This is a genomic window from Streptomyces sp. NPDC060064 (assembly GCF_042736455.1).
Classification (GTDB): Bacteria; Actinomycetota; Actinomycetes; order Streptomycetales; family Streptomycetaceae; genus Streptomyces.
Genome location: NZ_JBHWWF010000057.1, coordinates 13,579 through 33,602, shown reverse-complemented (window position 1 = coordinate 33,602; position 20,024 = coordinate 13,579). Strand labels below are relative to the sequence as shown.

At 68.6% G+C, this 20,024-nt stretch carries 19 protein-coding genes and 1 rRNA gene; 9 read left to right on the top strand and 11 right to left on the bottom strand.

The genetic code is table 11. The features are described 5' to 3' along the window. Both rrf and ACFWDI_RS38040 read left to right on the top strand, forming a co-directional pair. Nucleotides 1-91, top strand: a 5S ribosomal RNA gene (gene rrf, locus ACFWDI_RS38045); the annotation flags it as partial. A 108-nt stretch (nt 92-199) separates the two neighbouring features. Further along, the gene (locus ACFWDI_RS38040) at nt 200-781 is read left to right on the top strand and encodes a GNAT family N-acetyltransferase (RefSeq protein WP_385311347.1); all 582 of its coding nucleotides are present in this window, start codon (nt 200-202) and stop codon (nt 779-781) included. Here ACFWDI_RS38040 and ACFWDI_RS38035 read toward each other — a convergent pair. The 6 genes from ACFWDI_RS38035 to ACFWDI_RS38010 all read right to left on the bottom strand — a co-directional run bounded on the left by ACFWDI_RS38035 (nt 771) and on the right by ACFWDI_RS38010 (nt 8,300). Then, nucleotides 771-2,639, bottom strand: a complete 1,869-nt coding sequence (locus ACFWDI_RS38035; protein WP_385311344.1) for a type VI secretion protein — start codon at nt 2,637-2,639, stop codon at nt 771-773. The two genes, ACFWDI_RS38040 and ACFWDI_RS38035, sit on opposite strands and share 11 nt — an antisense overlap. 1 nt (nt 2,640) lies before the next feature. Next, complete coding sequence (locus tag ACFWDI_RS38030) at nt 2,641-4,053, bottom strand: ATP-binding protein (RefSeq protein ID WP_385311342.1); 1,413 nt, start codon at nt 4,051-4,053, stop codon at nt 2,641-2,643. 18 nt (nt 4,054-4,071) lie between these two features. Continuing rightward, complete coding sequence (locus ACFWDI_RS38025) at nt 4,072-5,622, bottom strand: SCO6880 family protein (protein ID WP_385311340.1); 1,551 nt, start codon at nt 5,620-5,622, stop codon at nt 4,072-4,074. Further along, a complete protein-coding gene (locus tag ACFWDI_RS38020; protein WP_385311339.1) occupies nt 5,619-6,938 on the bottom strand; it encodes a hypothetical protein in 1,320 nt (439 codons plus the stop codon). Before ACFWDI_RS38020 ends, ACFWDI_RS38025 begins: the two co-directional genes overlap by 4 nt. Next, a complete protein-coding gene (locus ACFWDI_RS38015; protein WP_385311337.1) occupies nt 6,928-7,791 on the bottom strand; it encodes a hypothetical protein in 864 nt (287 codons plus the stop codon). Before ACFWDI_RS38015 ends, ACFWDI_RS38020 begins: the two co-directional genes overlap by 11 nt. A gap of 200 nt (nt 7,792-7,991) precedes the next feature. Next, entirely contained in the window at nt 7,992-8,300 is a 309-nt protein-coding gene (locus ACFWDI_RS38010) for a hypothetical protein (protein WP_142217964.1), read from the bottom strand. 365 nt (nt 8,301-8,665) lie between these two features. Here ACFWDI_RS38010 and ACFWDI_RS38005 point away from each other — a divergent pair, with 365 nt between their 5' ends. From ACFWDI_RS38005 to ACFWDI_RS37995, 3 genes are all read left to right on the top strand, one after another. Beyond that, the gene (locus ACFWDI_RS38005) at nt 8,666-9,469 is read left to right on the top strand and encodes an SAM-dependent methyltransferase (protein WP_385311335.1); all 804 of its coding nucleotides are present in this window, start codon (nt 8,666-8,668) and stop codon (nt 9,467-9,469) included. Between the two features lie 69 nt (nt 9,470-9,538). Beyond that, complete coding sequence (locus tag ACFWDI_RS38000; protein ID WP_327328382.1) at nt 9,539-10,534, top strand: bifunctional lytic transglycosylase/C40 family peptidase; 996 nt, start codon at nt 9,539-9,541, stop codon at nt 10,532-10,534. Between the two features lie 247 nt (nt 10,535-10,781). After that, a complete protein-coding gene (locus ACFWDI_RS37995) occupies nt 10,782-11,504 on the top strand; it encodes a phosphatase PAP2 family protein (RefSeq protein ID WP_385311333.1) in 723 nt (240 codons plus the stop codon). A 28-nt stretch (nt 11,505-11,532) separates the two neighbouring features. Here ACFWDI_RS37995 and ACFWDI_RS37990 read toward each other — a convergent pair whose 3' ends face one another. After that, entirely contained in the window at nt 11,533-13,107 is a 1,575-nt protein-coding gene (locus ACFWDI_RS37990) for an FAD-binding oxidoreductase (RefSeq protein WP_385311331.1), read from the bottom strand. Between the two features lie 394 nt (nt 13,108-13,501). Here ACFWDI_RS37990 and ACFWDI_RS37985 point away from each other — a divergent pair, with 394 nt between their 5' ends. Further along, the gene (locus ACFWDI_RS37985) at nt 13,502-14,332 is read left to right on the top strand and encodes a hypothetical protein (protein ID WP_385311329.1); all 831 of its coding nucleotides are present in this window, start codon (nt 13,502-13,504) and stop codon (nt 14,330-14,332) included. Nucleotides 14,333-14,407: 75 nt separating this feature from the next. Next, nucleotides 14,408-14,599, top strand: a complete 192-nt coding sequence (locus ACFWDI_RS37980; protein WP_385311327.1) for a hypothetical protein — start codon at nt 14,408-14,410, stop codon at nt 14,597-14,599. 51 nt (nt 14,600-14,650) lie between these two features. Here the strand turns inward: ACFWDI_RS37980 and ACFWDI_RS37975 are convergent, their stop codons facing one another. After that, the gene (locus ACFWDI_RS37975; RefSeq protein ID WP_251017580.1) at nt 14,651-14,983 is read right to left on the bottom strand and encodes a metal-sensitive transcriptional regulator; all 333 of its coding nucleotides are present in this window, start codon (nt 14,981-14,983) and stop codon (nt 14,651-14,653) included. Between the two features lie 222 nt (nt 14,984-15,205). Between ACFWDI_RS37975 and ACFWDI_RS37970 the strand changes: the two genes are divergently transcribed. Together ACFWDI_RS37970 and ACFWDI_RS37965 are read left to right on the top strand one after the other, a co-directional pair. Beyond that, on the top strand, nt 15,206-15,826 hold the full coding sequence (locus tag ACFWDI_RS37970; protein WP_385311325.1) for a DUF47 domain-containing protein: 621 nt from the start codon (nt 15,206-15,208) through the stop codon (nt 15,824-15,826). A gap of 5 nt (nt 15,827-15,831) precedes the next feature. Then, nucleotides 15,832-16,830, top strand: a complete 999-nt coding sequence (locus ACFWDI_RS37965; RefSeq protein WP_385311323.1) for an anion permease — start codon at nt 15,832-15,834, stop codon at nt 16,828-16,830. Nucleotides 16,831-17,110: 280 nt separating this feature from the next. Here the strand turns inward: ACFWDI_RS37965 and pstB are convergent, their stop codons facing one another. The 3 genes from pstB to pstC are packed head-to-tail and all read right to left on the bottom strand — an operon-like array spanning nt 17,111 to nt 19,991. Next, nucleotides 17,111-17,887 (bottom strand): phosphate ABC transporter ATP-binding protein PstB, encoded by a 777-nt coding sequence (gene pstB, locus ACFWDI_RS37960; RefSeq protein WP_385311321.1) that lies wholly within the window; start codon nt 17,885-17,887, stop codon nt 17,111-17,113. Nucleotides 17,888-17,916: 29 nt separating this feature from the next. Further along, on the bottom strand, nt 17,917-18,993 hold the full coding sequence (gene pstA, locus ACFWDI_RS37955; protein WP_385311319.1) for a phosphate ABC transporter permease PstA: 1,077 nt from the start codon (nt 18,991-18,993) through the stop codon (nt 17,917-17,919). After that, complete coding sequence (gene pstC / locus ACFWDI_RS37950) at nt 18,990-19,991, bottom strand: phosphate ABC transporter permease subunit PstC (protein ID WP_385311316.1); 1,002 nt, start codon at nt 19,989-19,991, stop codon at nt 18,990-18,992. Before pstC ends, pstA begins: the two co-directional genes overlap by 4 nt. Nucleotides 19,992-20,024 lie beyond the last annotated feature (33 nt).

Below are 20,024 nucleotides of genomic sequence, written 5' to 3'. Positions count from 1 at the left end.
GCCCGGTTACATTCCGAACCCGGAAGCTAAGCCTTTCAGCGCCGATGGTACTGCAGGGGGGACCCTGTGGGAGAGTAGGACGCCGCCGAACAATCATTGTGGGAAAGCCCCGCACCTTTATGGTGCGGGGCTTTTCTGCGTTCAGGACCCATTGCTTGCTCAATTGCCCGGGCCCGGTCAGTATCGGCAGATGGATCAGATCGACTATGTCATCCGTGCGGTGGGCGCCGAGGAGTGGGCGAAGGCCAGGGAGATCCGGCTCGCCGCTCTGCAGGACCCGGTCGCGCCCCTCGCTTTTCTGGAGACGTACGAGCAGGCCCTGGAGCGGCCCGAAGGCTTCTGGCAGGACCGAACCTCCGCGGCGGCGGAGGGGGTCGTCGCGCGCCAGTTCATCGCTGAGCTGGCGGACGGGCGGTGGGTCGGCACACTCACGGTCCTCGTCGAGCGGCCGGCCGGAGAGGTGCGGTTCGGGGAGGCGGCAAAGACCGACCAGACGCATGTGGTCGGGGTGTTCGTACGGCCGGAGGTGCGTGGTGCGGGGCTTGCGGAGGCGCTGTTCGAGGCGGCTCTGGAGTGGTCCTGGTCGCTGGCGGGGCCGCCTGTGGAGCGGGTGCGGCTGTATGTGGACGAGCGCAATGCGCGTGCCGAGGCGTTCTACCGGCGCATCGGGTTTGTGGCGAGCGGGGACTCCGTACCCGTGCCGGGGGATTCCACGGCACGGGACGTGGAGCTCGAGGTCAAGCGTCAGCTCCCGCCGTCGGCTGCTCGGCTTACTGGGTGAGCGGCTCGGGCCAGCGGGCGCGCGCCTGTTCGGCGGAACGGAGCAGGACCAGGGTAGGCAGTCCCTGGTCCTGACCGGTTGCCAGCAGCTCCGGAAGGCTGGGAAGGGGAGCCACGGCCGCGACGTCGTCCAGGACGAGCGTCATTGGTGGGTCGAGCCGGCCGTCGGATGACCGTGCGGCCATGCGGCGGCCGTGCTCGACCACGTCTGAGGCGAGTGCGGTGAGCAGAGGCATTGCGCCGGGGTGGGTTCTGGGGTCCTCGATCGGTTCACCCACCACATAAAGGGTTCCCCCTTCGTTTATGAATGATTCCAAGGTGAGGGAATCGGTTCGGTTCGGGGTGCAAGCCTCACGGATGTGGATCGAGGAGAGCACGGAGAGGGCGCGCACCACCAACTGCTGGGCGATCTCCCGGCGTTCGGGATGCCCGGTCAGCGCGGACTCGAGCAGCCCGGCGAGTCCGGCGGTGGCCTTGGGATGCGTACGGAGAATACGTACGGCGTCTTGGGCGCTCCCGCCCTGTGCCCAGCGGTGGAGCTGCTTGAACGGGCGTCCGTCCACCGCGGCGGCATGCAGCCAGCAGCGCAGGAGTGTCTCCGCGGTGTCGGCCATGGCGGCGTCGAGGAGGGCGCGGGGCCTTATGGGCGCGAGGAGGGCGACGGCGCGGGCGGCGGCGGTGGCGGCGTCCTCGCAGAGCGCGGTGGGCGACCAGTGGAGGCGGGCCGGGGTGTCGCAGAGATGACCGGGGTCGTAGACGAGGACAGGGCCGAGCTTGGCTCGCGCGCCCTTGGTCTCGGCCCACACGGTGGGATCGGAGGTGACGACGAGCGCCGGCCCTTCGGCGTCGAGGACGGCCTGAACGGTGACGGGCCGGCGGGTGGCGGGGTCGCCGTAGAGGATACGGGGGGTGCGGGGTGCGGGCAGGGCGGTGTGGGGATCCCATCCGCCCGCGCCTTGCCCCATAAGGGGGTTGGCGCCTGCGGGCCGGATGTGCGGGCTCGTGGCAGCGCCCCGGCTCGCCGAGGGATGGGCCGGGTGCGGGCTCGCCGCTGCGCCGTCGCCCGGGGCTGCGGCTGATGGGTGGCTGGGCTCGCCGGGCTGGTGCCCGGTTCCCGGGTACGTGTGCGCGTCTTGGCTTGCGGCTGCGGCGTACGGGCCTGTGGGAATGCCGGAGCCGTGGGCGCCGGCCCATCCGCCCGCGCCTTGCTCCATAGGGGGGTCGGGGTTTGTGGCCCCGGCGTACGGGCCTGTGGGCGCTCCCGGCGAGGGAGTGGCGGGGCCGGAGGCGGCGCGGGGGTCCCGGCCGCTCGCTCCCTGGCCGACATCCCGCGGCTGCCCGAGGCGGCCGTCAGCCGGCTTCGTCGGGTCCGGGCTTCCCGTGTGCGCGCCCGCGGTCGAGGAACCCGCGGTCGAGGAGCCCACCGGGTCCCAGTCCTCCGTCTTCGCGGCGGGGGCGGTCCGGGGCGAGGGAGCGTCGGAGACGCGGCCCGCGCGGCCCACGTGCCAGCGGGCGACCGTGCCGAGTACGAACACCGTCACTACCACCAGCACCATCAACTCGCCTATGGCCAGGCCCCAGAACAGCCCGTACCCCGACAGCTCCGCCGGCGGAGTGTCCGGCCATGCGGCCTGGAGGTCGTGCGGCTTGGACGCCAGCGCGCGTATGGCCAGCGGTGTACCGGCGTAGGTGACACCCGTCGGCCACGAGCCGTGCGTGATCATGCCCGCCAGCCCCGTGGCCGTCCAGACCAGCAGGCTCAGCCCGAGCAGAAAGCCGAGCAGGCCCACCAGCAGGCCGTCGGGAATGCCGCGCTCGTCCCGCTCCTGAGCGTGCTGGTAGTGACGGCGGTCGTGCATGTCATGCCACCGTCGACTCGGAGGACTCGTCCAGCTGATGCTGTTCGATCAGGGCCGCGCGCTGCTCCGCCTCCCACTCCGCGGCGGCCACGTCCTCGGGCAGCGCAGGCCCCGAGGATTCCGTCATCGCCCGGTCCGTGAAGACCAGTGGTCTCTCCGCCTCCGTCACCAGGTGTTTGACCACCTGGACATTGCCGTTGACGTCCCAGACCGCGATTCCGGGAGTGAGCGTGGGAATGATTTCCACCGCCCATCGCGGCAGGCCGAGCACCCGGCCCGTGGCCCGTGCCTCGTCCGCCTTCTGCGCGTAGATCGTCCTCGTCGACGCCATCTTCAGGATCGCCGCCGCCTCCCGCGCCGCAGCCCCGTCGACCACGTCCGAGAGATGGTGGACGACGGCCACGAAGGACAGGCCCAGTCGGCGGCCGAACTTCAGCAGGCGCTGGAAGAGCTGGGCCACAAAGGGTGAGTTGATGATGTGCCACGCCTCCTCCACCAGGAAGATGCGTTTCTTTCGGTCCGGGCGGATCCAGGTGTGCTCCAGCCACACCCCCACGATCGCCATCAGGATCGGCATCGCGATCGAGTTCCGGTCGATGTGCGAGAGGTCGAAGACGATCAGCGGTGCGTCCAGATCGATCCCGACCGTCGTCGGCCCGTCGAACATGCCGCGCAGGTCACCGTCGACCAGTCGGTCCAGGACGAGGGCGACATCCAGGCCCCATGCCCGTACGTCGTCCAGGTCGACGTTCATCGACTCGGCGGACTCCTCCTCCGGGTGCCGCAGCTGGTCCACGATGTCGGTCAGCACCGGCTGCCGGTCGACGATCGCCTCGTTGACGAACGCGTGCGCCACCTTCAGCGCGAAGCCCGACCGCTCGTCGAGTCCGTGCCCCATGGCGACCTCGATGATCGTACGGAGCAGAGCCAGCTGTCCCGTCGTCGTGATCGCGGGGTCGAGGGGATTGAGCCGTATGCCGCCGTCCAGCGCTGTCATCGGGTCCAGCCGGATGGGTGTGATGCCCAGTTCCTGGGCGACGAGGTTCCACTCGCCCACCCCGTCCTCGCCCTGGGCGTCCAGCACCACCACTTGGCGGTCGCGGAACCGCAACTGCCGTAGTACGTACGTCTTCTCGAGCGCCGACTTGCCGTTGCCGGACTCGCCGAGCACCAGCCAGTGGGGGGCCGGGAGCTGCTGGCCGTACAGCTGGAAGGGGTCGTAGATATAGCCCTTGCCGCTGTACACCTCGCGGCCGATGATCACGCCCGAGTCGCCGAGGCCGGGCGCGGCGGTGGGGAGGTAGACGGCCTGCGCCTGCCCCGTCGACGTACGGACGGGCAGGCGGGTCGTCTCGACCTTCCCGAAGAGGAAGGCGGTGAAGGCATCCGTGAAGACGGACAGCGGATCTCGCATGGCGGACTGCCCTCTCGTTCAGCGTCGGATGCCGGTCGCGAACGGCAAGGTGTTCACAAAAGCCCGGTGGTGCTCACGATCGCACCACTCCAGCTTCAGATAGGACTTGCCGGCCGAGGCCCTGATCGTGCGCTTGTCCCGGGCCAGGGCTTCGGGCGAACGCGATGACACAGTGATGTACCCGACGAGGTTGACCCCTGCCGCACCGCTCGCCAGATCTTCACCCCGCTGGTCGAGCCGTCCGTGCGCGGCGATGTCGCGGGGGTCGACGGTCCGGTTCATCTTGGCGGCGCGGCTCGCGTCCGCCTCGTCGTTCGTCTTCTCGGTGAGCATCCGCTCGATGGCGACCTCGGTCGGCTCCAGGTCCATGCAGACCGCGACGGTACGGATCACATCGGGCGTGTGGACGAGCAGCGGCGCCAGGAAGTTGACGCCGACCGGCGTCATCGGCCACTCCTTCACCCAGGCGGTGGAGTGGCACCAGGGCGCGCGGGTGGACGACTCACGGGTCTTCGCCTGCAGATACGTCGGCTGCATGGCGTCCAGCTCGGCCGGCCAGGCGTTCCGTTTCGTCATCGCCTGGATGTGGTCGATGGGGTGGTCGGGGTCGTACATCGAGTGGACGAGGGAGGCAAGACGGCCCTGGCCGAGCGGCTGGCGGACCCGGATGTCCGCCTCGGCGAGGCGCGCACAGATGTCGGTGAGCTCGCGGGCCATGACGACGGCGAGGCCCGCGTCCTTGTCGAGCTTGCGGCCGGACTGCGGGCGGGCGGCACGGGCCATGGTGTGGGCCTCGGCGGCCAGTTCACGGGTGTAGTGCATGCAGGCGACGAGGTACGCGCGGTGCTGCTCGCTGGAGGTGGAGACCATCGACTGCAGCTGGTCGTACGAGTCGCGCAGCCACATCGGCGTCTGCTGGTCGCCGCGCTGGGCAACGTCCTTGGCGTGCGCGTCGGGGTCGGCGGGGAGCGTACGGGCGAGCATCTGAAGGCGCGTTACAAAGCCGTCGCCGTTGGCCACATGCTTCAGCAGCGTGCCGAAGCGATCGACGAGCGCCTCCTGGTCCTCGCTGTCGCGCAGTCCGACGCCGGGGCCCTCGATCTCGATGGCGGCGGTGACGGTACGGCGGTCGGCATGCAGCAGTACGGCGATCTCGTCCGGGCCGAAGGGCGCGGCGAGCCAGTTGATCCTGCCGATGCCCGGGGGCGGGCCGACCTCGATCTCACGGCCGTCGAGACGGATACCGGCCTCGGCGGCGGAGGAGCGGTAGAGGGTGCCGCTGCGCAGGGTGCGCTTGTAACTGCGGTTGATCTCGAACCACTTGTAGAAGGTGCGGTGCCTGAACGGGACGTACACAGCGGCGAGAGCGAGGAGCGGGAAGCCCATCAGGAGCACGATCCGCAGGGACAGGACGGGGACCAGCAGCCCGCTCATCATGCCGAGGAACGCGCCGGCGATGATCAGCGCGATCTCGCCGGTCTCGCGGTTCTTGCCGACGATCGCGTTCGGCCGGGCACGGCCGATGAGATACGTACGGCGGGGCGTGATCGCTTGGGACTGGGTCGTCAACGCCCTCCACCTCCTGTGCTCTTGCGGTTGCTGTGCGGGGTGCCGGATCCGGGACTGCTGTTACGGGGCGGGGGCGCGGCGGATCCGCCGCCCGCGGTGCCCCCGCCGGAGGGGCGGCTGCTGTGCGCGGCGACGCCTCCGCTGATGGGGTTGGCGGGGCGTGGGGCGCTGCCGTTGCTGCTGTCGCCGCCGCCCTGGTTGCCGCGGCTGCTATGGGTCTTGATGCCCTGGGAAACAAGGGTGGCGGGCGAGCTGATGACGGCGGCCGCGGCGTTCTCGGCGCCGTTCTGCAGGCGGTTGTTGCGGGAGGCGACGATCTCGTCGCCGAAACCCGGGACGAAACGGTAGATCACCGCGGAGGCGAAGATGGCGAGCAGGATGATCGCGAGGCCGGAGACGACGGCGGAGAAGGAGTTGGGTCCGTTCTCGGCGGAGAGCGCGCCCGCGAGACCCAGGACGATCGCGATCACTGGCTTGACCATGATGATCGCGATCATGATTCCGGCCCAGCGGCGGACCCGTCCCCACATGTTCTTGTCGACGAGTCCGGAGTAGACGACGACGCCGAGGAGGGCGCCGACGTAGAGAAGGATCGCGCGGATGAACAGCTCGAGGAAGAGGACGCCGGCGGCGAGGATCGTGACGAGTGAGACGACGATCAGCATGATCGGCCCGCCGCCGATGTCGGTCCCCTTCTTCAGGGCACCGGAGAAGTTCCCGAAGAACTGGTCGGTCTGCCCGCTGGTGCCGCCTGCGATGACCTCGGTGACGCCGTCGGTCGCGGAGACGAGGGTGTAGAGGATCAGCGGGGTGAAGGCGGACGCGAGGACGGTGAGCCAGAGGAAGCCGACGGCTTCGGAGATGGCGGTGGTGAGGGGGACACCGCGGACGGCGCGCTTGGCGACGGCGAGGAGCCAGAGGACGAGGGTGAGGATGGTGGAAGCGGCGAAGACGATGGCGTACTGGGCGCGGAAGGCGGAGTTGGTGAAGTCGACGGTGGCGGTCGAATTCACCGCTTTGGAGAGCTGGTCGATGGTCCAGACGGCGGCGTCGGCGCAGCCGCGGGCGAGGGAGGAGAGGGGGTCGAGGGCGTTGGCGGGGTCGAGGGGGGTGGAGCGGGGGGCGCCGCCGGGGGCGCCGTTGTCGCAGTAGTCACGTGCGGGGCCGCGAATCAGGTCGCAGGGGTCGTTGCTCTTGCTTGGAGTCGGCGTGGGCGCCGGGGCTGCGGAAGCGCGGGTCGCCAGCAGTACGACAGCCGTCTGAAGACCGAGGACTGCGGCGGTGATCGAGAGGGCTCGGCGCCGGTTATCGGGCATACGTGAACCCTCCGAACTGTCGCACGGCGTCGGCCATCTCCTTGGCGCCGGAAGCGGCCTGGTCACGGCCGACCGGTACTGGGCCGTCCTTCTGTGTGAAGTCAGTGACCTTCCAGTCCCCGTCGATCCACTTCAGCTCGAAGATGTTCGTGTACCAGCTCTCGGAAACGGGGTTCTTGGAGCCTTCACCGGCCAGTCCGAAGAGCGCCGAGTACCAAACGGAGACGCGTGCGGTGCCACCGTTGAAGTTCTCCACCTTGGATCCCACCGGGTTGAAGCGGGTAATGAACGTCATCCCGGCCGGGGCTGTGCCGTCGGGGTTCAGCCCGATGCTGGTGAGGAACTTCTCGCCGGAGTACACCTTGTTCAGGTCACCCTTGCGGGCAGCGGCGACCTCGGGCGCGTACACAGTGCTGACGATCTGCTCGCGGCGGGCCTTGTTGTACATACCGTCAGAGCCCAGCGCGGCCAGATAGTTCGCCGCCGCACTCTGCGCCCCCTGCTCATCCTTCGCGTACCCCGAAGGAATCCCCCCGTCCTTCTCCGTCACCGGTCTCACGCCCGTCGCCGCCGTCGGAGCCCCGGCTGCCCCCTTGCCCCCGCCCCCCGACGGGTCGTCCTCGCCCCCGGCGCCGCCCTGGTTCGCGAACGCGATAGCCGCGATCAGCAGCACCACCACGCCCACCACCGTGATGAGGGAGCGTGAGTTCCGCACGGGTCGGCGCGCGCCGCCGTAGACGTCGGTGTCGCCGTTGCCCGGCAGGCGCGTACGCGTCTGGCCCGAGCCGCCGAAGCCCTCCTCCGTACGGCTGCCCGACTCGCCGCCGTAGCCGCGCTCGTCACCGAGGCTCATCTCGCGTACTTCCCCTCGCTCCACTGGGGAGACCCCATACCTCAACCGTTTGCAGTTCCGCGTAGTACGACGCGAATTCCGTCACGTAGTACGACGGTAGTCGTGCTGCTTCCCTTGCGGGCGTGGTGTGGTGACTCGACATCAGGGAAACGCAACCTCAAAGGGTGGGCCGGGCAAGCCCGGAGAGGACCGGCGGGGGGTCAGACAGCCATCCCGTACACGATGGTGAACAAGGTCCCCAGCGACCCGATGATGAAGACGCCGGTCAGACCGGCGACGATCAGGCCCTTGCCCTGTTCGGCGCTGAAGGTGTCGCGGAGTGCCGTCGCTCCGATGCGCTGTTTCGCCGCGCCCCAGATCGCGATGCCGAGGCAGAGGAGGATGGCCACGGCCATCACGACCTCGATCATCACTCTGGCCTCGTTACCCAGGCTCCCGAAAGGCCCCCAGTTCGGGGCGATTCCGCCGATGATGGTGGTGATGTCGCCCTTTTCGGCTGCCAGGATCATGTAACTCACCGCCCCTGTTGGGTTGTTCAGTGCCCCTGCCGCTCGGCATGGGTCGTCGTTCTATCTTCGCTGATGAAACCGCCCCCGTAAGCCGACTTGGCGGGTCTCTTTACCCGATCTCCGCACGTATGACCGGTCCAGTCGTCCTGACCTGCGGCGGCATGGGCCGGAGAAGGTACGAGGAGCATGTACGGTCACTCTGTGTATCACGGAGCGTGACTCCGGGCAATAACTGTCGTTGTGCCCCCATCTGGGCGCTGCCGCCGTTCTCGCCCTGGCCGCGTGCTTCCGTCCGACATCGGCCCGCCACTGGACAGAAGCACCGTCTGACCCAACACCAGCCGTTCCAAGCCGAGTTGGATATCTTGGACCGTGTGACCGACAACGCGCACTTACTCGCAAGGATCGACACCACGCGCCCCCACACCGCCCGGATCTGGAACTACTGGACCGGCGGCAAGGACAACTACTCCGTCGACCGCGAAGCCGGGGACCAGATCCGCGCGCTCCACCCCGGAATCGGCGACTACGCCCTCGCGGACCGGCTGTTCCTGGGGCGGGCCGTGCATCATCTCGCCGCCGAGGTGGGAATCCGGCAGTTCCTCGACATCGGGACCGGGCTGCCCAGCGCCGACAACACCCACGAGGTGGCCCAGCGCGCCGCGCCCGAGGCGCGCGTCGTGTACGTGGACAACGATCCCCTGGTCCTCGCGCACGCCCGCGCCCTGCTCACCAGTACGCCCGAGGGCCGCACCGACTATCTCGACGCCGATCTGCGCGATGTCGACACGATCCTGGAGAGCGCCGCCCGGACGCTCGACCTCACCCGGCCCGTCGCGCTGATGCTGCTCGGTGTCGTGATCTTCATTGAGGACGACGAGGAGTCGTACGGCATCGTCCGCCGCCTCATGGACGCGCTGCCCGCCGGCAGTCATCTTGTCCTGTCCCACACCATCACCAGCCCGGCGATGCCGGATGTGGACGCCGCCGTCGCGTTCTGGAACGAGCACGGCACGCCCCGGCTCACCCAGCGCACCCCGCAGCAACTCACCCGGTACTTCGACGGTCTCGAGATGCTGGAGCCCGGCGTGGTGTCGTGTTCCCGCTGGCGGCCCGAGGTGCCTGCCGACGAGGTCGCCATGTTCGGCGGCGTGGGACGCAAACCCTAGGCTCGCGAGTGGAGACGGGCAGGAACGCGGCTTGGATGGGGGAGGGTTGAGAGCGTGCGAAAAGTCTGGATGGCCGGTGGAGTCGGGATCGGGCTGTGCCTGAGCTTCGTCGTGCTGCTCGTCGTCGGTACCTACTCCGCGGCCGCCGGGCTCATGGGCGGAAGCGGCGGCCGTGCGGTCGGCCTTGCCAAGGGTGCCGTGCCCGCGCTCTATCAGCCGCTCGTACAGAAGTGGGGCAACCTCTGCCCGGCCATCAACCCCGCTTTGCTCGCTGCCCAGCTCTACCAGGAGAGCGGCTGGAACCCCAAGGCGCAGAGCCCCGCCGCGGCCCAGGGCATCGCGCAGTTCATCCCCGGGACCTGGGCCGCGCACGGCGTCGACGGCGACAAGGACGGCGACCGCGACGTCTGGGATCCGGCCGACGCGATTCCGTCCGCCGCCTCGTACGACTGCGAACTGGCCGGATATGTAAAGAAAGCGCCCGGCAACGCGACCGACAACATGCTCGCCGCGTACAACGCCGGCGCCTACGCCGTCATCAAGTACCAAGGCGTACCGCCGTACCGCGAGACACAGAACTATGTGAAGGTCATCCGCACTCTGGAGAAGAGCTTCGCCAGGCCTGTCGGGCGGGTCCAGCCGTCGCGGCAGGCGGCCGCGGCGATCTACTTCGCGCAGAAGAGGCTGGGTACCGAGTATTTGTGGGGCGGCAACGGCACGCCCGAGCAGGGCGGACGCTTCGACTGTTCCGGGCTGACCCAGGCCGCGTACCGGACCGTCGGGATCGAGCTGCCGCGCGTCGCGAACGACCAGTACAACGCCGGCGAGCATCCGTCGCGGGACGAGCTGCTCCCCGGCGATCTGGTCTTCTTCTCCGACGACCTCACCAACTCGCGGGCGATCCGGCACGTCGGGCTCTATGTCGGCGGCGGGTACATGATCGACGCTCCGTACACCGGCGCCGTGATCCGCTTCGACAAGATCGACACTCCGGACTACTTCGGTGCGACCAGGGTCACCAAGGACGGCGCGAAGGCGCTGCCGACCTCGTTGCCGGAAGCCTGACGAGCCGTCGGGCGTGGCCGGAACCCTCCGCTGAGCCACGTCTCTGAGCTGCAACGATGTGTCACTCTTCGATAACGTCATGGTGATCGTTCGGTGGAGAGTGGAACGTATGCAGGGAGCGGGGCGTTCCCTGGACTGGGACAGCGCACTGACCATGGAGCAGACACCGCACTGACCACGGGGGTTGGCAGATGCGGCGCACGCGGAGGTGCGTCGCGGCAGGCGACAAGGCAAGGGGCCGCAGCAGATGGCTGGACTCGCATCGGATGGGTCGAACCCCGATCTCAGCCTGCTCTACGACATCAACGGCCTGGCCAAGGGCGCCCCGTCGTGGCTCGACGGCACCATGGAATTCATCGGCGAGTACGGAATCATGCTCGCGATGGTGCTGGTGGTGTTCTGGTGCTGGTGGAGCGTGCGCCGGCGCGGCACCACCGAGGACTCGGTCTCGGCGGTCGCCGGGCTGATCTGGGCGCCGCTCGCCGCCGGACTCGCGCTGCTGGTCAACATCCCCATCCGCGGATTCGTCGAACGACCGCGGCCGTTCCTGGACCACCAGGGCATTGAAGTCCTGGTGGCCGGAAAGACCGACTACTCCTTCGTGAGCGACCACGCGACGATGGCGATGGCCCTCGGCGCCGGACTCTTCGTCGCACACCGGAAGTTCGGGCTCGCCGCGATCGGTCTCGCGCTGGCCGAGGGCTTCTGCCGCGTCTACATGGGCGTGCACTACCCGACCGACGTCGTCGGTGGATTCGCGCTCGGTACGGCGGTGACGCTGCTGCTCGCGCCGCTCGCGCTGGCGCTGCTGACACCGCTCATGTCGGCGGTCGCCGGGTCGGGGCGGGTGGCGTGGCTCGTACGGTCGAGGCGGGCGGCGGCGGGGCCGGCGGACCTGCCGGAGACGCTCGGCGTTCCGGAGCCGAGGACCGAGGGGTCCGGCGCCGGAGACAAGGACCTGGCGGCCTGACGCCCGGCCCGGCGTCCGCCCGTACGTACTACAGCGCCTGCGGGAAGTTGAAGACCCTGTCCGGGTCGTACTGCTTCTTCAGCCGGGTGAGGCGGTCCGCGGCAGGCCCGTAGTACGCCCGGCGCCAGTCGGTCAGCGTGGGATCGATGTAGTTCTGGTACGCGGCTCCCGACGCATAACGGCGCATCGACGCATGGGCATTTTTGAGCCACGCCTGCTGGGCGGTGCCCGAGGTGCCGGCCCGCCAGGAGCCGATGTACTGCGCGAGCATCCGGGACCGCCGGTGGACGAAGGACGTCGCCAGCGGGTCCACGCGGTTGACCGCTCCGCCGAGCGCGGTGAGCGCGATGGAGCCGCCGCCCCCGCTCTGGCCGGGCTTGATCCGGGTGAACGCCTCGGTCGCGGAGATCAGTGCGCGCACTCCGGCCGGGGAGAGGTTGTGGTCGAAGAAGTCGGAGGCCGCGGCGTATGTCTCGCGCTGCAGCGCGCCCTGGGGCGAACGGCCCGGAGTGGTGCCCGGCAGATGGCACTGCGATTGGGTGATCGTCGTGCAGTTCGCGTAGCCGAGCATCGCCTCCCGGTAGCTGCGGCGGCGCACCGAGACCGAGCGGGCGGGCGAGCCGGCCTTGTCAGCGAGGCGGTCGAGCGCGTTCTTGAGGTCGCCCTCGCTGCCGAGGGAGAACGCGGCTATGGAGAGGGTCGGCGTGCTGCCGGGCCCGGCGGCGAGATGCGCGGACGACCATATCTCGTCCGGCTGGTCCGGGCCCCACTGCTGCCAGGCGCTGAGGACGGCCGCGGCCTTCGCCCAGGGCCAGGTGAGATAGGCCGTGACGGTCGGCGGCGTGGGATGGGTACGGAAGTGGAGTCGGGTCACGACGCCGAAGTTGCCGTTGCCGGCGCCGCGCAGCGCCCAGAAGAGGTCCTTGTTCTCGGTGGCGCTCGCGGTCAGCTGCTTGCCGTCGGCTGTGACAATGGTCGCCGCGGTGAGGCTGTCGCAGGTCAGACCGTACGCGCGTGAGGTGACGCCGTGACCGCCGCCGAGGGTGAGACCGGACACGCCGACGGAGGGGCACGAGCCCGCGGGGATGGTGCGGTTGTTGCGGGCGAGACCGGCGTAGACGTCGATGAGCTTGGCGCCGGCGCCGATGGAGCCGTCCTGTCCGACGCGGTTCAGCGAGGACACATCGATGACGAGGCGGCCGTTGCCGGAGGACCAGCCCGCATAGGAATGGCCGCCGTTCCGGATGGAGACGGGGACGCGGTGGGCTCTGGCGTAGGCCAGGCACTCCTTGACGTCGTCCTCGCCTGCGACATAGGCGACGGCGGCGGGCTTCAGCGAGTCGAAGCGGGTGTTGTAGAGCTGCCGGGCGGAGCGGTACGCGGCGTCACCGGGGCGTACGAGCTTCCCGTCGAGGCCGCGCGCGAGCGCGGTCCAGTCGGGCGCCGCGGCGGTGGTGATGGTGGTGGCGGACGCGGATCTGCCCGGTGAGCGGCCGGCGCCGGGCGTGCCGGAAGGAGCTGCGGTTGCGCCGCTGCCGTTCTTGCCTGTGCAGGCGGCAGCGGTGAGAACTACAGCGGTGGTGAGCAGTGCGCGCCGGTCCATGGGGCCTCCTGGGGAACGAGACGGTTCCTGGGGGCGGTGGGTTCCCGGGGGTGGGCGGCGGTTTTCCCTGTGCCACAGGCCCAATGGGCTGCGTCAGTGTTCCGTCGCAGGTATCGATGTGTGCAACTCGGCATCCGTACGCGCCCGTTCGCGGGAACGTCGGGCAGGCCCGGCCCAGCCGCAGGTGCAGCGGGCGGTGGCGAATGAGCCGCGTTCGGTGGTGGTGGCTCGGTGTGGCGAGGTGTCGCTGGTCGGGTCTTGCTGAGGCACCACTCCACGGTACTGGGGCCGCGTCGAGGACGGACCCCCGCGTGACGAGGGGCCAGGGCAGTCGTTATGCGGGACGGGTGGGGTCTCGTACAAGCAGCGGTTTCGCGTTGGGGGTTGGCAGGCGATGGTGGTGCAGCAGCACAGGCACAGGGGCGGGGCGTTCGCCGTCGCGGCCGTCGTACTGGGGGCGGTGGCGAGCAGCGGGTGTTCCGTCGGCGGCGGTGCCGTGGCCGACGACCGGCGGGGTGGCAGCAGAGTCGACGACGTACGGAAAGCCGCCGACGTACTGGCGGGGGCCGGCAGCTCCAAGGCCCGAACGTCCATGGAGATGGCGACCGGCGGGACCCGGGTGATCATCCGGGGCGAGGGCGGATACGACTTCAAGCGGCGGGCCGGTGAGCTGAGGGTCGTACTGCCCAAGGATCCCGCGGGCGCCGACGAGCACCGTCCGATCACCGAGCTGCTGACGCCCGGGGCGCTGTACATGAAGAACCGGGGCGCCGGCGTACCGGCCGACAAGTGGGTGCGGGTCGATACGACCACCCTCGAGGACGGCAACCTGGTCACCGGCGGCGCGACCGATCCGCTCGCCGCAGCCGAACTGCTGCGCGGCGCGCGGGACGTGACGTACGTCGGCGAGGAGGAGCTGGCCGGGACGAAGGTGCGTCACTACCGGGGCACCACGGACATCGCGCAGGCGGCGCGAGTGGCCGAACCTCATGCGCGGGCCTCGCTGGCCGCCGCGGCGAAAGGGTTCGCCAAGGACATCGTGCCGTTCGACGTGTACTTCGACGAACAAGGCCGGCTGCGCAAGGTGCGCCACCGGTTCAGTTTCACCAATCAGGGCCGCCCGGTCGCCGTCGCGTCGACCACCCTGCTGTACGACTTCGGGACGCCGGTGGCCGTGCGTCTCCCCGACCAACGGGACATTTACGCCGGGAAGATCAGGGCCTAAATGGTCCGGACGTGCCATGCGCGGTCCGTGTATCACTCCCTACGCTAGGAAGTCGACACCGGCAGGAAGAGGTGAATGCACGTGGCTCCGCCCAGTACTGCGACCGTCCAGGACCACGTGGCCCTCGCGGAGATCGAGCTGTGTGGTGAGTTGATCATCGCGGCGTCGGCCGCGGACGAGGAACGGCTCAGCCCGGACCGTATCGACGAGGTGCTGAAGGTGGTGGCCGAGCGGTCCGCGCTCTCAGGCCCGTCGCTGCAGGAGTGACCGGAAACACGGGGCGCAGCCGGGACGCGGTCGCCGTGCCCCGTGCATGTACTAGGTGCGCAGAAGGCGCGCGATCGCCTTCGTCGCCTCCTCGACCTTCGCGTCGATCTCCTCGCCGCCCTTCACCGCAGCGTCGGCGACGCAGTGCCGCAGATGCTCCTCCAGCAGCTGGAGCGCGAAGGACTGCAGAGCCTTGGTGGACGCGGAGACCTGGGTGAGTATGTCGATGCAGTAGACGTCCTCGTCGACCATCCGCTGCAGCCCGCGGATCTGGCCCTCGATCCGGCGCAGCCGCTTGAGGTGCTCGTCCTTCTGCTTGTGGTAGCCGTGCACACCGTGGTCATGGTCCGTGACCGGGGGGCCGGCCGCCTCGGTGGTCGTCATCGCGTCCTCCCGTTGTCCGTCTGTCCTTGTCGACTGTGCTTGTCCAGAAAGGGACTACATACCCCTCGTGGGTATATGGTAACGAATCGCGCGAGATCGGGGGCGGGGGCCCGTGATGACCACTGTGCCCGATGGGCGACACTGAACAACGCCGGTTAGCCGTGGCCGGATGATGCGCCTAGCATCAGCCTGACCAAATCCAAAGCACCCCGAGGACCCCACGTGCGATTTCGTCTGACCCCCAGGGAGACGAGCTTCTATGACATGTTTGCCGCGTCCGCGGACAACATCGTCACGGGCTCGAAGCTCCTGATGGAACTGCTCGGTGCGGATGCCTCCGCCCGGGCCGAGATCGCGGAGCGGATGCGGGCAGCGGAGCACGCGGGGGACGACGCCACCCACGCGATCTTCCACCAGCTGAACTCCTCGTTCATCACGCCGTTCGACCGCGAGGACATCTACAAACTCGCTTCGTCGCTCGACGACATCATGGACTTCATGGAGGAGGCCGTCGACCTGGTCGTGCTCTACCAGGTCGACGAGCTGCCCAAGGGTGTCGAGCAGCAGATCGAGGTACTGGCGCGGGCCGCGGAGCTGACCGCCGAGGCGATGCCGCATCTGCGGACCATGGACAACCTCACCGAGTACTGGATCGAGGTCAACCGCCTCGAGAACCAGGCCGACCAGATTCACCGCAAGCTCCTTGCGACGCTCTTCAACGGTAAGTACGACGCCATCGAGGTGCTCAAGCTCAAGCAGATCGTGGATGTGCTGGAAGAGGCCGCCGACGCCTTCGAGCATGTCGCGAACACCGTGGAGACCATTGCGGTCAAGGAGTCCTGAACCTCGTGGACACCTTTGCGCTGATCGTGACCATTGGTGTCGCGCTCGGATTCACGTACACCAATGGCTTTCACGACTCGGCGAACGCGATCGCGACCTCGGTCTCCACGCGGGCGCTGACGCCGCGTGCGGCGCTGGCGATGGCCGCGGTGATGAACCTTGCCGGTGCGTTCCTCGGCCAGGGCGTCGCCAAGACCGTCAGCGAGGGGATCATCGAGACGCCCCAGGGCCCGCGCGGCATGGGCATTCTCTTCGCGGCGCTGGTCGGCGCGATCGTCTGGAACCTGGTCACCTGGTACTTCGGTCTGCCGTCGTCCTCTTCCCATGCGCTGTTCGGCGGCATGGTGGGCGCGGCGCTGGCCGGCGGGACCGAGGTCATCTGGAGCGGCGTGCTCGAGAAGATCGTCATCCCGATGCTTGTCTCGCCCTTCGTCGGTCTGGTCGTCGGCTATCTGGTGATGGTCGCGATCATGTGGATGTTCCGTAGGTCCAACCCGTCCAAGGCCAAGCGCGGTTTCCGGATAGCGCAGACGGTCTCGGCGGCCGGCATGGCGCTCGGTCATGGTCTGCAGGACGCGCAGAAGACGATGGGCATCGTGGTGATGGCGCTGGTCATCGCCGACGTGGAGGACCAGGGCGACGCGATCCCGGTCTGGGTGAAGATCGCCTGCGCGATGATGCTCTCGCTCGGTACGTACGCGGGTGGCTGGCGCATCATGCGGACGCTCGGCCGAAAGATCATCGAGCTGGACCCGCCGCAGGGCTTCGCGGCCGAGACGACCGGCGCGTCGATCATGTTCGGCTCGGCGTTCCTCTTCCAGGCGCCGATCTCGACCACGCATGTGATCACCTCGGCGATCATGGGTGTGGGTGCGACAAAGCGGGTCAACGCGGTCCGCTGGGGTGTTGCCAAGAACATCGTTCTGGGCTGGTTCATCACGATGCCGGCGGCGGCGGCGGTCGCTGCGTTGAGCTATGGCGTGGTCTACCTGATCTTCGGCTGACCGTCGCGGCGGTTCCGCCGTTCGCGCCGGAACGCAAGTGGGCCCGCCCCCTGGGAGAGGGGGCGGGCCCTTCGCCTTGCGGTGGCACCGCCATGCAGCACCGCGAGACGTGTTAGGGGGTTCGGCCGCTTGCCCGTGGCCGGTATGCCGGAGGGTTCGGCGGTTCGCCCACGTGCTCGTGGCCGGTATGCCGGAGGAGTGCGGCGGTTCGCCGGTGGAAACCACCCACCGGAGAGAACCACCAACGCCCCCGGCCCACGGTCACCACATGACCGGACGACTACCCGAAGCGGCCGGAGATGTAGTCCTCCGTGGCCTGCACCGACGGGTTGGCGAAGATCCGCTCGGTCTCGTCAATCTCGATGAGCTTGCCGGGCTGGCCGACCGCCGACAGGTTGAAGAACGCCGTGCGGTCCGAGACCCGAGCCGCCTGCTGCATGTTGTGCGTCACGATGACGATCGTGAAGCGCTCCTTCAGCTCGCCGATCAGGTCCTCGATCGCGAGGGTCGAGATCGGGTCGAGCGCCGAGCAGGGCTCGTCCATCAGCAGCACATCCGGCTCGACCGCGATCGCGCGGGCGATGCACAGACGCTGCTGCTGGCCGCCGGAGAGACCGGAGCCGGGCTTGTTCAGGCGGTCCTTGACCTCGTTCCAGAGGTTCGCGCCCTTCAGGGACTTCTCGACGACGTCCGCCAGCTGGTTCTTCTTGTACGAACCGTTCAGGCGCAGGCCCGCCGCGACATTGTCGAAGATCGACATCGTCGGAAAGGGGTTCGGCCGCTGGAAGACCATGCCGACCGTGCGACGCACGGCGACCGGGTCGACGCTCGAGCCGTACAGGTTCTCGTCGTCCAGCAGTACCTTGCCCTCGACGCGGCCACCGGGAGTGACCTCGTGCATACGGTTCAGGGTGCGCAGGAAGGTGGACTTGCCGCAGCCGGACGGGCCGATGAAGGCCGTCACGGAGCGGGGCTCCACGGTCATCGAGATGTCCTCGATCGCCTTGTGGGAGCCGTAGAAGGCAGAGAGGCCGCTGACGTCGATGCGCTTGGCCATGTGAATCACTTCGCTTTCACGTGGTCGCGTCAGCGACCGGTCTTCGGGGCCTTCCAGCGGGCGATGCCCCGGGCCACCAGATTGAGGATCATGACGAAGGCGATCAGGACCAGGGCGGCGGCCCAGGCGCGGTCGTACGACGCCTCGCTGCCGACCCGGTACTGCTCCCAGACGTAGAAGGGGAGCGAGGACTGGGCGCCTTCGAACGGGTTCGTGTTGATCAGCTGGCTGCCGAAGACCAGCAGCATGATCGGGGCGGTCTCACCGGCGATACGTGCGATGGCGAGCATCACACCAGTGGTGATACCGCCGAGCGCGGTCGGGATAACCACCTTGAGGATCGTGCGGTACTTCGGTACGCCGAGGGCCAGCGACGCTTCGCGCAGCTCGTTGGGTACGAGCTTGAGCATCTCCTCGGTGGAGCGGACCACGACCGGGATCATCAGGATCGACAGCGCCAGCGCGCCCATCAGGCCGGAGGGCTGCAGCTCGAGGATGAGCATGATCGAGAGGATGAACAGACCCGCGACGATCGACGGGATACCCGTCATGACGTCGACGAAGAAGGTGACGGCCTTGGCCAGCGCGCCCTTGCCGTACTCGACCAGGTAGACCGCGGTCAGCAGACCGATCGGCACCGAGATCACGGTGGCGAGGCCGACCTGCTCCAGCGTGCCGATGATGGCGTGGTAGACGCCGCCGCCCGCCTCGAAGCCGGGGACGCCGGCCATGGAGTGGCTGAGGAAGTAGCCGTTGAGCACCTTCGTACCGCGGCTGATGGTCACCCAGATCAGCGAGAACAGCGGGATCACGGCGAGGATGAAGCACACCCACACGAGGCTGGTGGCGAGACGGTCCTTGGCCTGGCGCTTGTTCTCGACGGCCGTGGTCACCACGTAGGAGATGCTCACGAAGAGCAGGGCCGAGATCAGGCCCCACTGAACGCGGCTCTCCCAGCCGGCCCCCATGCCGATGCCGACGCCGAGCGCGATGGAGACGACCGCGAATCCCGCCGGTGCCCAGCGGGGGAGCGACCGGCCGCTGAGGCTTCCCCTGGGGGAGGGCGGGGTCGGCGTGGGCCTGTCCTTGATGGCTGCCTGGCTCATGCGTTGGCCCCCGAGTACTCCTTGCGGCGCGCGATGATCAGGCGGGCCGCGCCGTTGACCAGCAGTGTGAGGATGAAGAGGACCAGACCGGAGGCGATCAGGGCGTCGCGCCCGAGCTCATTGGCCTCGTCGAACTTCGCTGCGATGTTCTGGGCGAAGGTTCCGCCGCCCGGATTGAGCAGATGGAAAGAGATCAGGAAGCTTGGAGAGAGGACCGTGGCGACGGCCATCGTCTCGCCGAGCGCGCGGCCCAGGCCCAGCATCGAGGCGGAGATCACGCCCGAGCGGCCGAAGGGGAGCACCGAGAGCCGGATGACTTCCCAGCGGGTGGCGCCGAGGGCGAGCGCGGCCTCTTCGTTCATCCGCGGTACCTGCAGGAAGACCTCGCGGCTGACGCTGGTCACGATCGGCAGGATCATGATCGCCAGCAGCACGCCCACGGTGAACAGCGAGCGGGCGACGCCGACCTCGGTCTTCTCGAAGATGTAGGTCCAGCCGAAGAACTCGTCCAGCCAGAGGTTGAGGCCCTCCATGTACGGGACGAGGAAGAGGGCGCCCCAGATGCCGTAGATGATCGACGGCACGGCGGCCAGCAGATCCACGACGTAGGCGAGGGGGGCGGCGAGGCGGCGCGGCGCGTAGTGCGAGATGAACAACGCGATGCCGACGGCGATCGGTACGGCGATCAGCATCGCGATGATCGAGCTGACGACCGTGCCGAAGAGCAGGACCGCAATGCCGAAGACCGGCGGGTTGCCCGCCGGGTTCCAGTCGAAGGTGGTGAGGAAGTTGCCCTCGTCCTTCGAGATGGCAAGCGTCGCGCGGTAGGTGAGGAACGCGGCGATCGACGCCATGATCACCAGGAGCAGGATGCCCGAGCCGCGGGACAGGCCGAGAAAGACCTTGTCGCCGGCGCGGCCGGTGGACGTTCCGCGCCTCCTGTTGACCGGCGGAGCCGGCGTTGGGGGAGGGGAATCTATCGGTGTAGTGGAAGCCATGATCTTTCCGGTCTGTGGCGGGGAGCTGTAGGA

Coding starts and splice junctions, on each gene's coding strand:
- ACFWDI_RS38035 (WP_385311344.1), bottom strand. CDS start 2,639: ATGCACGACCGCCGTCACTACCAGCACGCTCAGGAGCGGGACGAGCGC.
- ACFWDI_RS38030 (WP_385311342.1), bottom strand. CDS start 4,053: ATGCGAGATCCGCTGTCCGTCTTCACGGATGCCTTCACCGCCTTCCTC.
- ACFWDI_RS38020 (WP_385311339.1), bottom strand. CDS start 6,938: ATGCCCGATAACCGGCGCCGAGCCCTCTCGATCACCGCCGCAGTCCTC.
- ACFWDI_RS38015 (WP_385311337.1), bottom strand. CDS start 7,791: ATGAGCCTCGGTGACGAGCGCGGCTACGGCGGCGAGTCGGGCAGCCGT.
- ACFWDI_RS38010 (WP_142217964.1), bottom strand. CDS start 8,300: ATGATCCTGGCAGCCGAAAAGGGCGACATCACCACCATCATCGGCGGA.
- ACFWDI_RS38000 (WP_327328382.1), top strand. CDS start 9,539: ATGGCCGGTGGAGTCGGGATCGGGCTGTGCCTGAGCTTCGTCGTGCTG.
- ACFWDI_RS37995 (WP_385311333.1), top strand. CDS start 10,782: ATGGCTGGACTCGCATCGGATGGGTCGAACCCCGATCTCAGCCTGCTC.
- ACFWDI_RS37990 (WP_385311331.1), bottom strand. CDS start 13,107: ATGGACCGGCGCGCACTGCTCACCACCGCTGTAGTTCTCACCGCTGCC.
- ACFWDI_RS37985 (WP_385311329.1), top strand. CDS start 13,502: ATGGTGGTGCAGCAGCACAGGCACAGGGGCGGGGCGTTCGCCGTCGCG.
- ACFWDI_RS37980 (WP_385311327.1), top strand. CDS start 14,408: ATGCACGTGGCTCCGCCCAGTACTGCGACCGTCCAGGACCACGTGGCC.
- ACFWDI_RS37975 (WP_251017580.1), bottom strand. CDS start 14,983: ATGACGACCACCGAGGCGGCCGGCCCCCCGGTCACGGACCATGACCAC.
- pstB (WP_385311321.1), bottom strand. CDS start 17,887: ATGGCCAAGCGCATCGACGTCAGCGGCCTCTCTGCCTTCTACGGCTCC.
- pstA (WP_385311319.1), bottom strand. CDS start 18,993: ATGAGCCAGGCAGCCATCAAGGACAGGCCCACGCCGACCCCGCCCTCC.
- pstC (WP_385311316.1), bottom strand. CDS start 19,991: ATGGCTTCCACTACACCGATAGATTCCCCTCCCCCAACGCCGGCTCCG.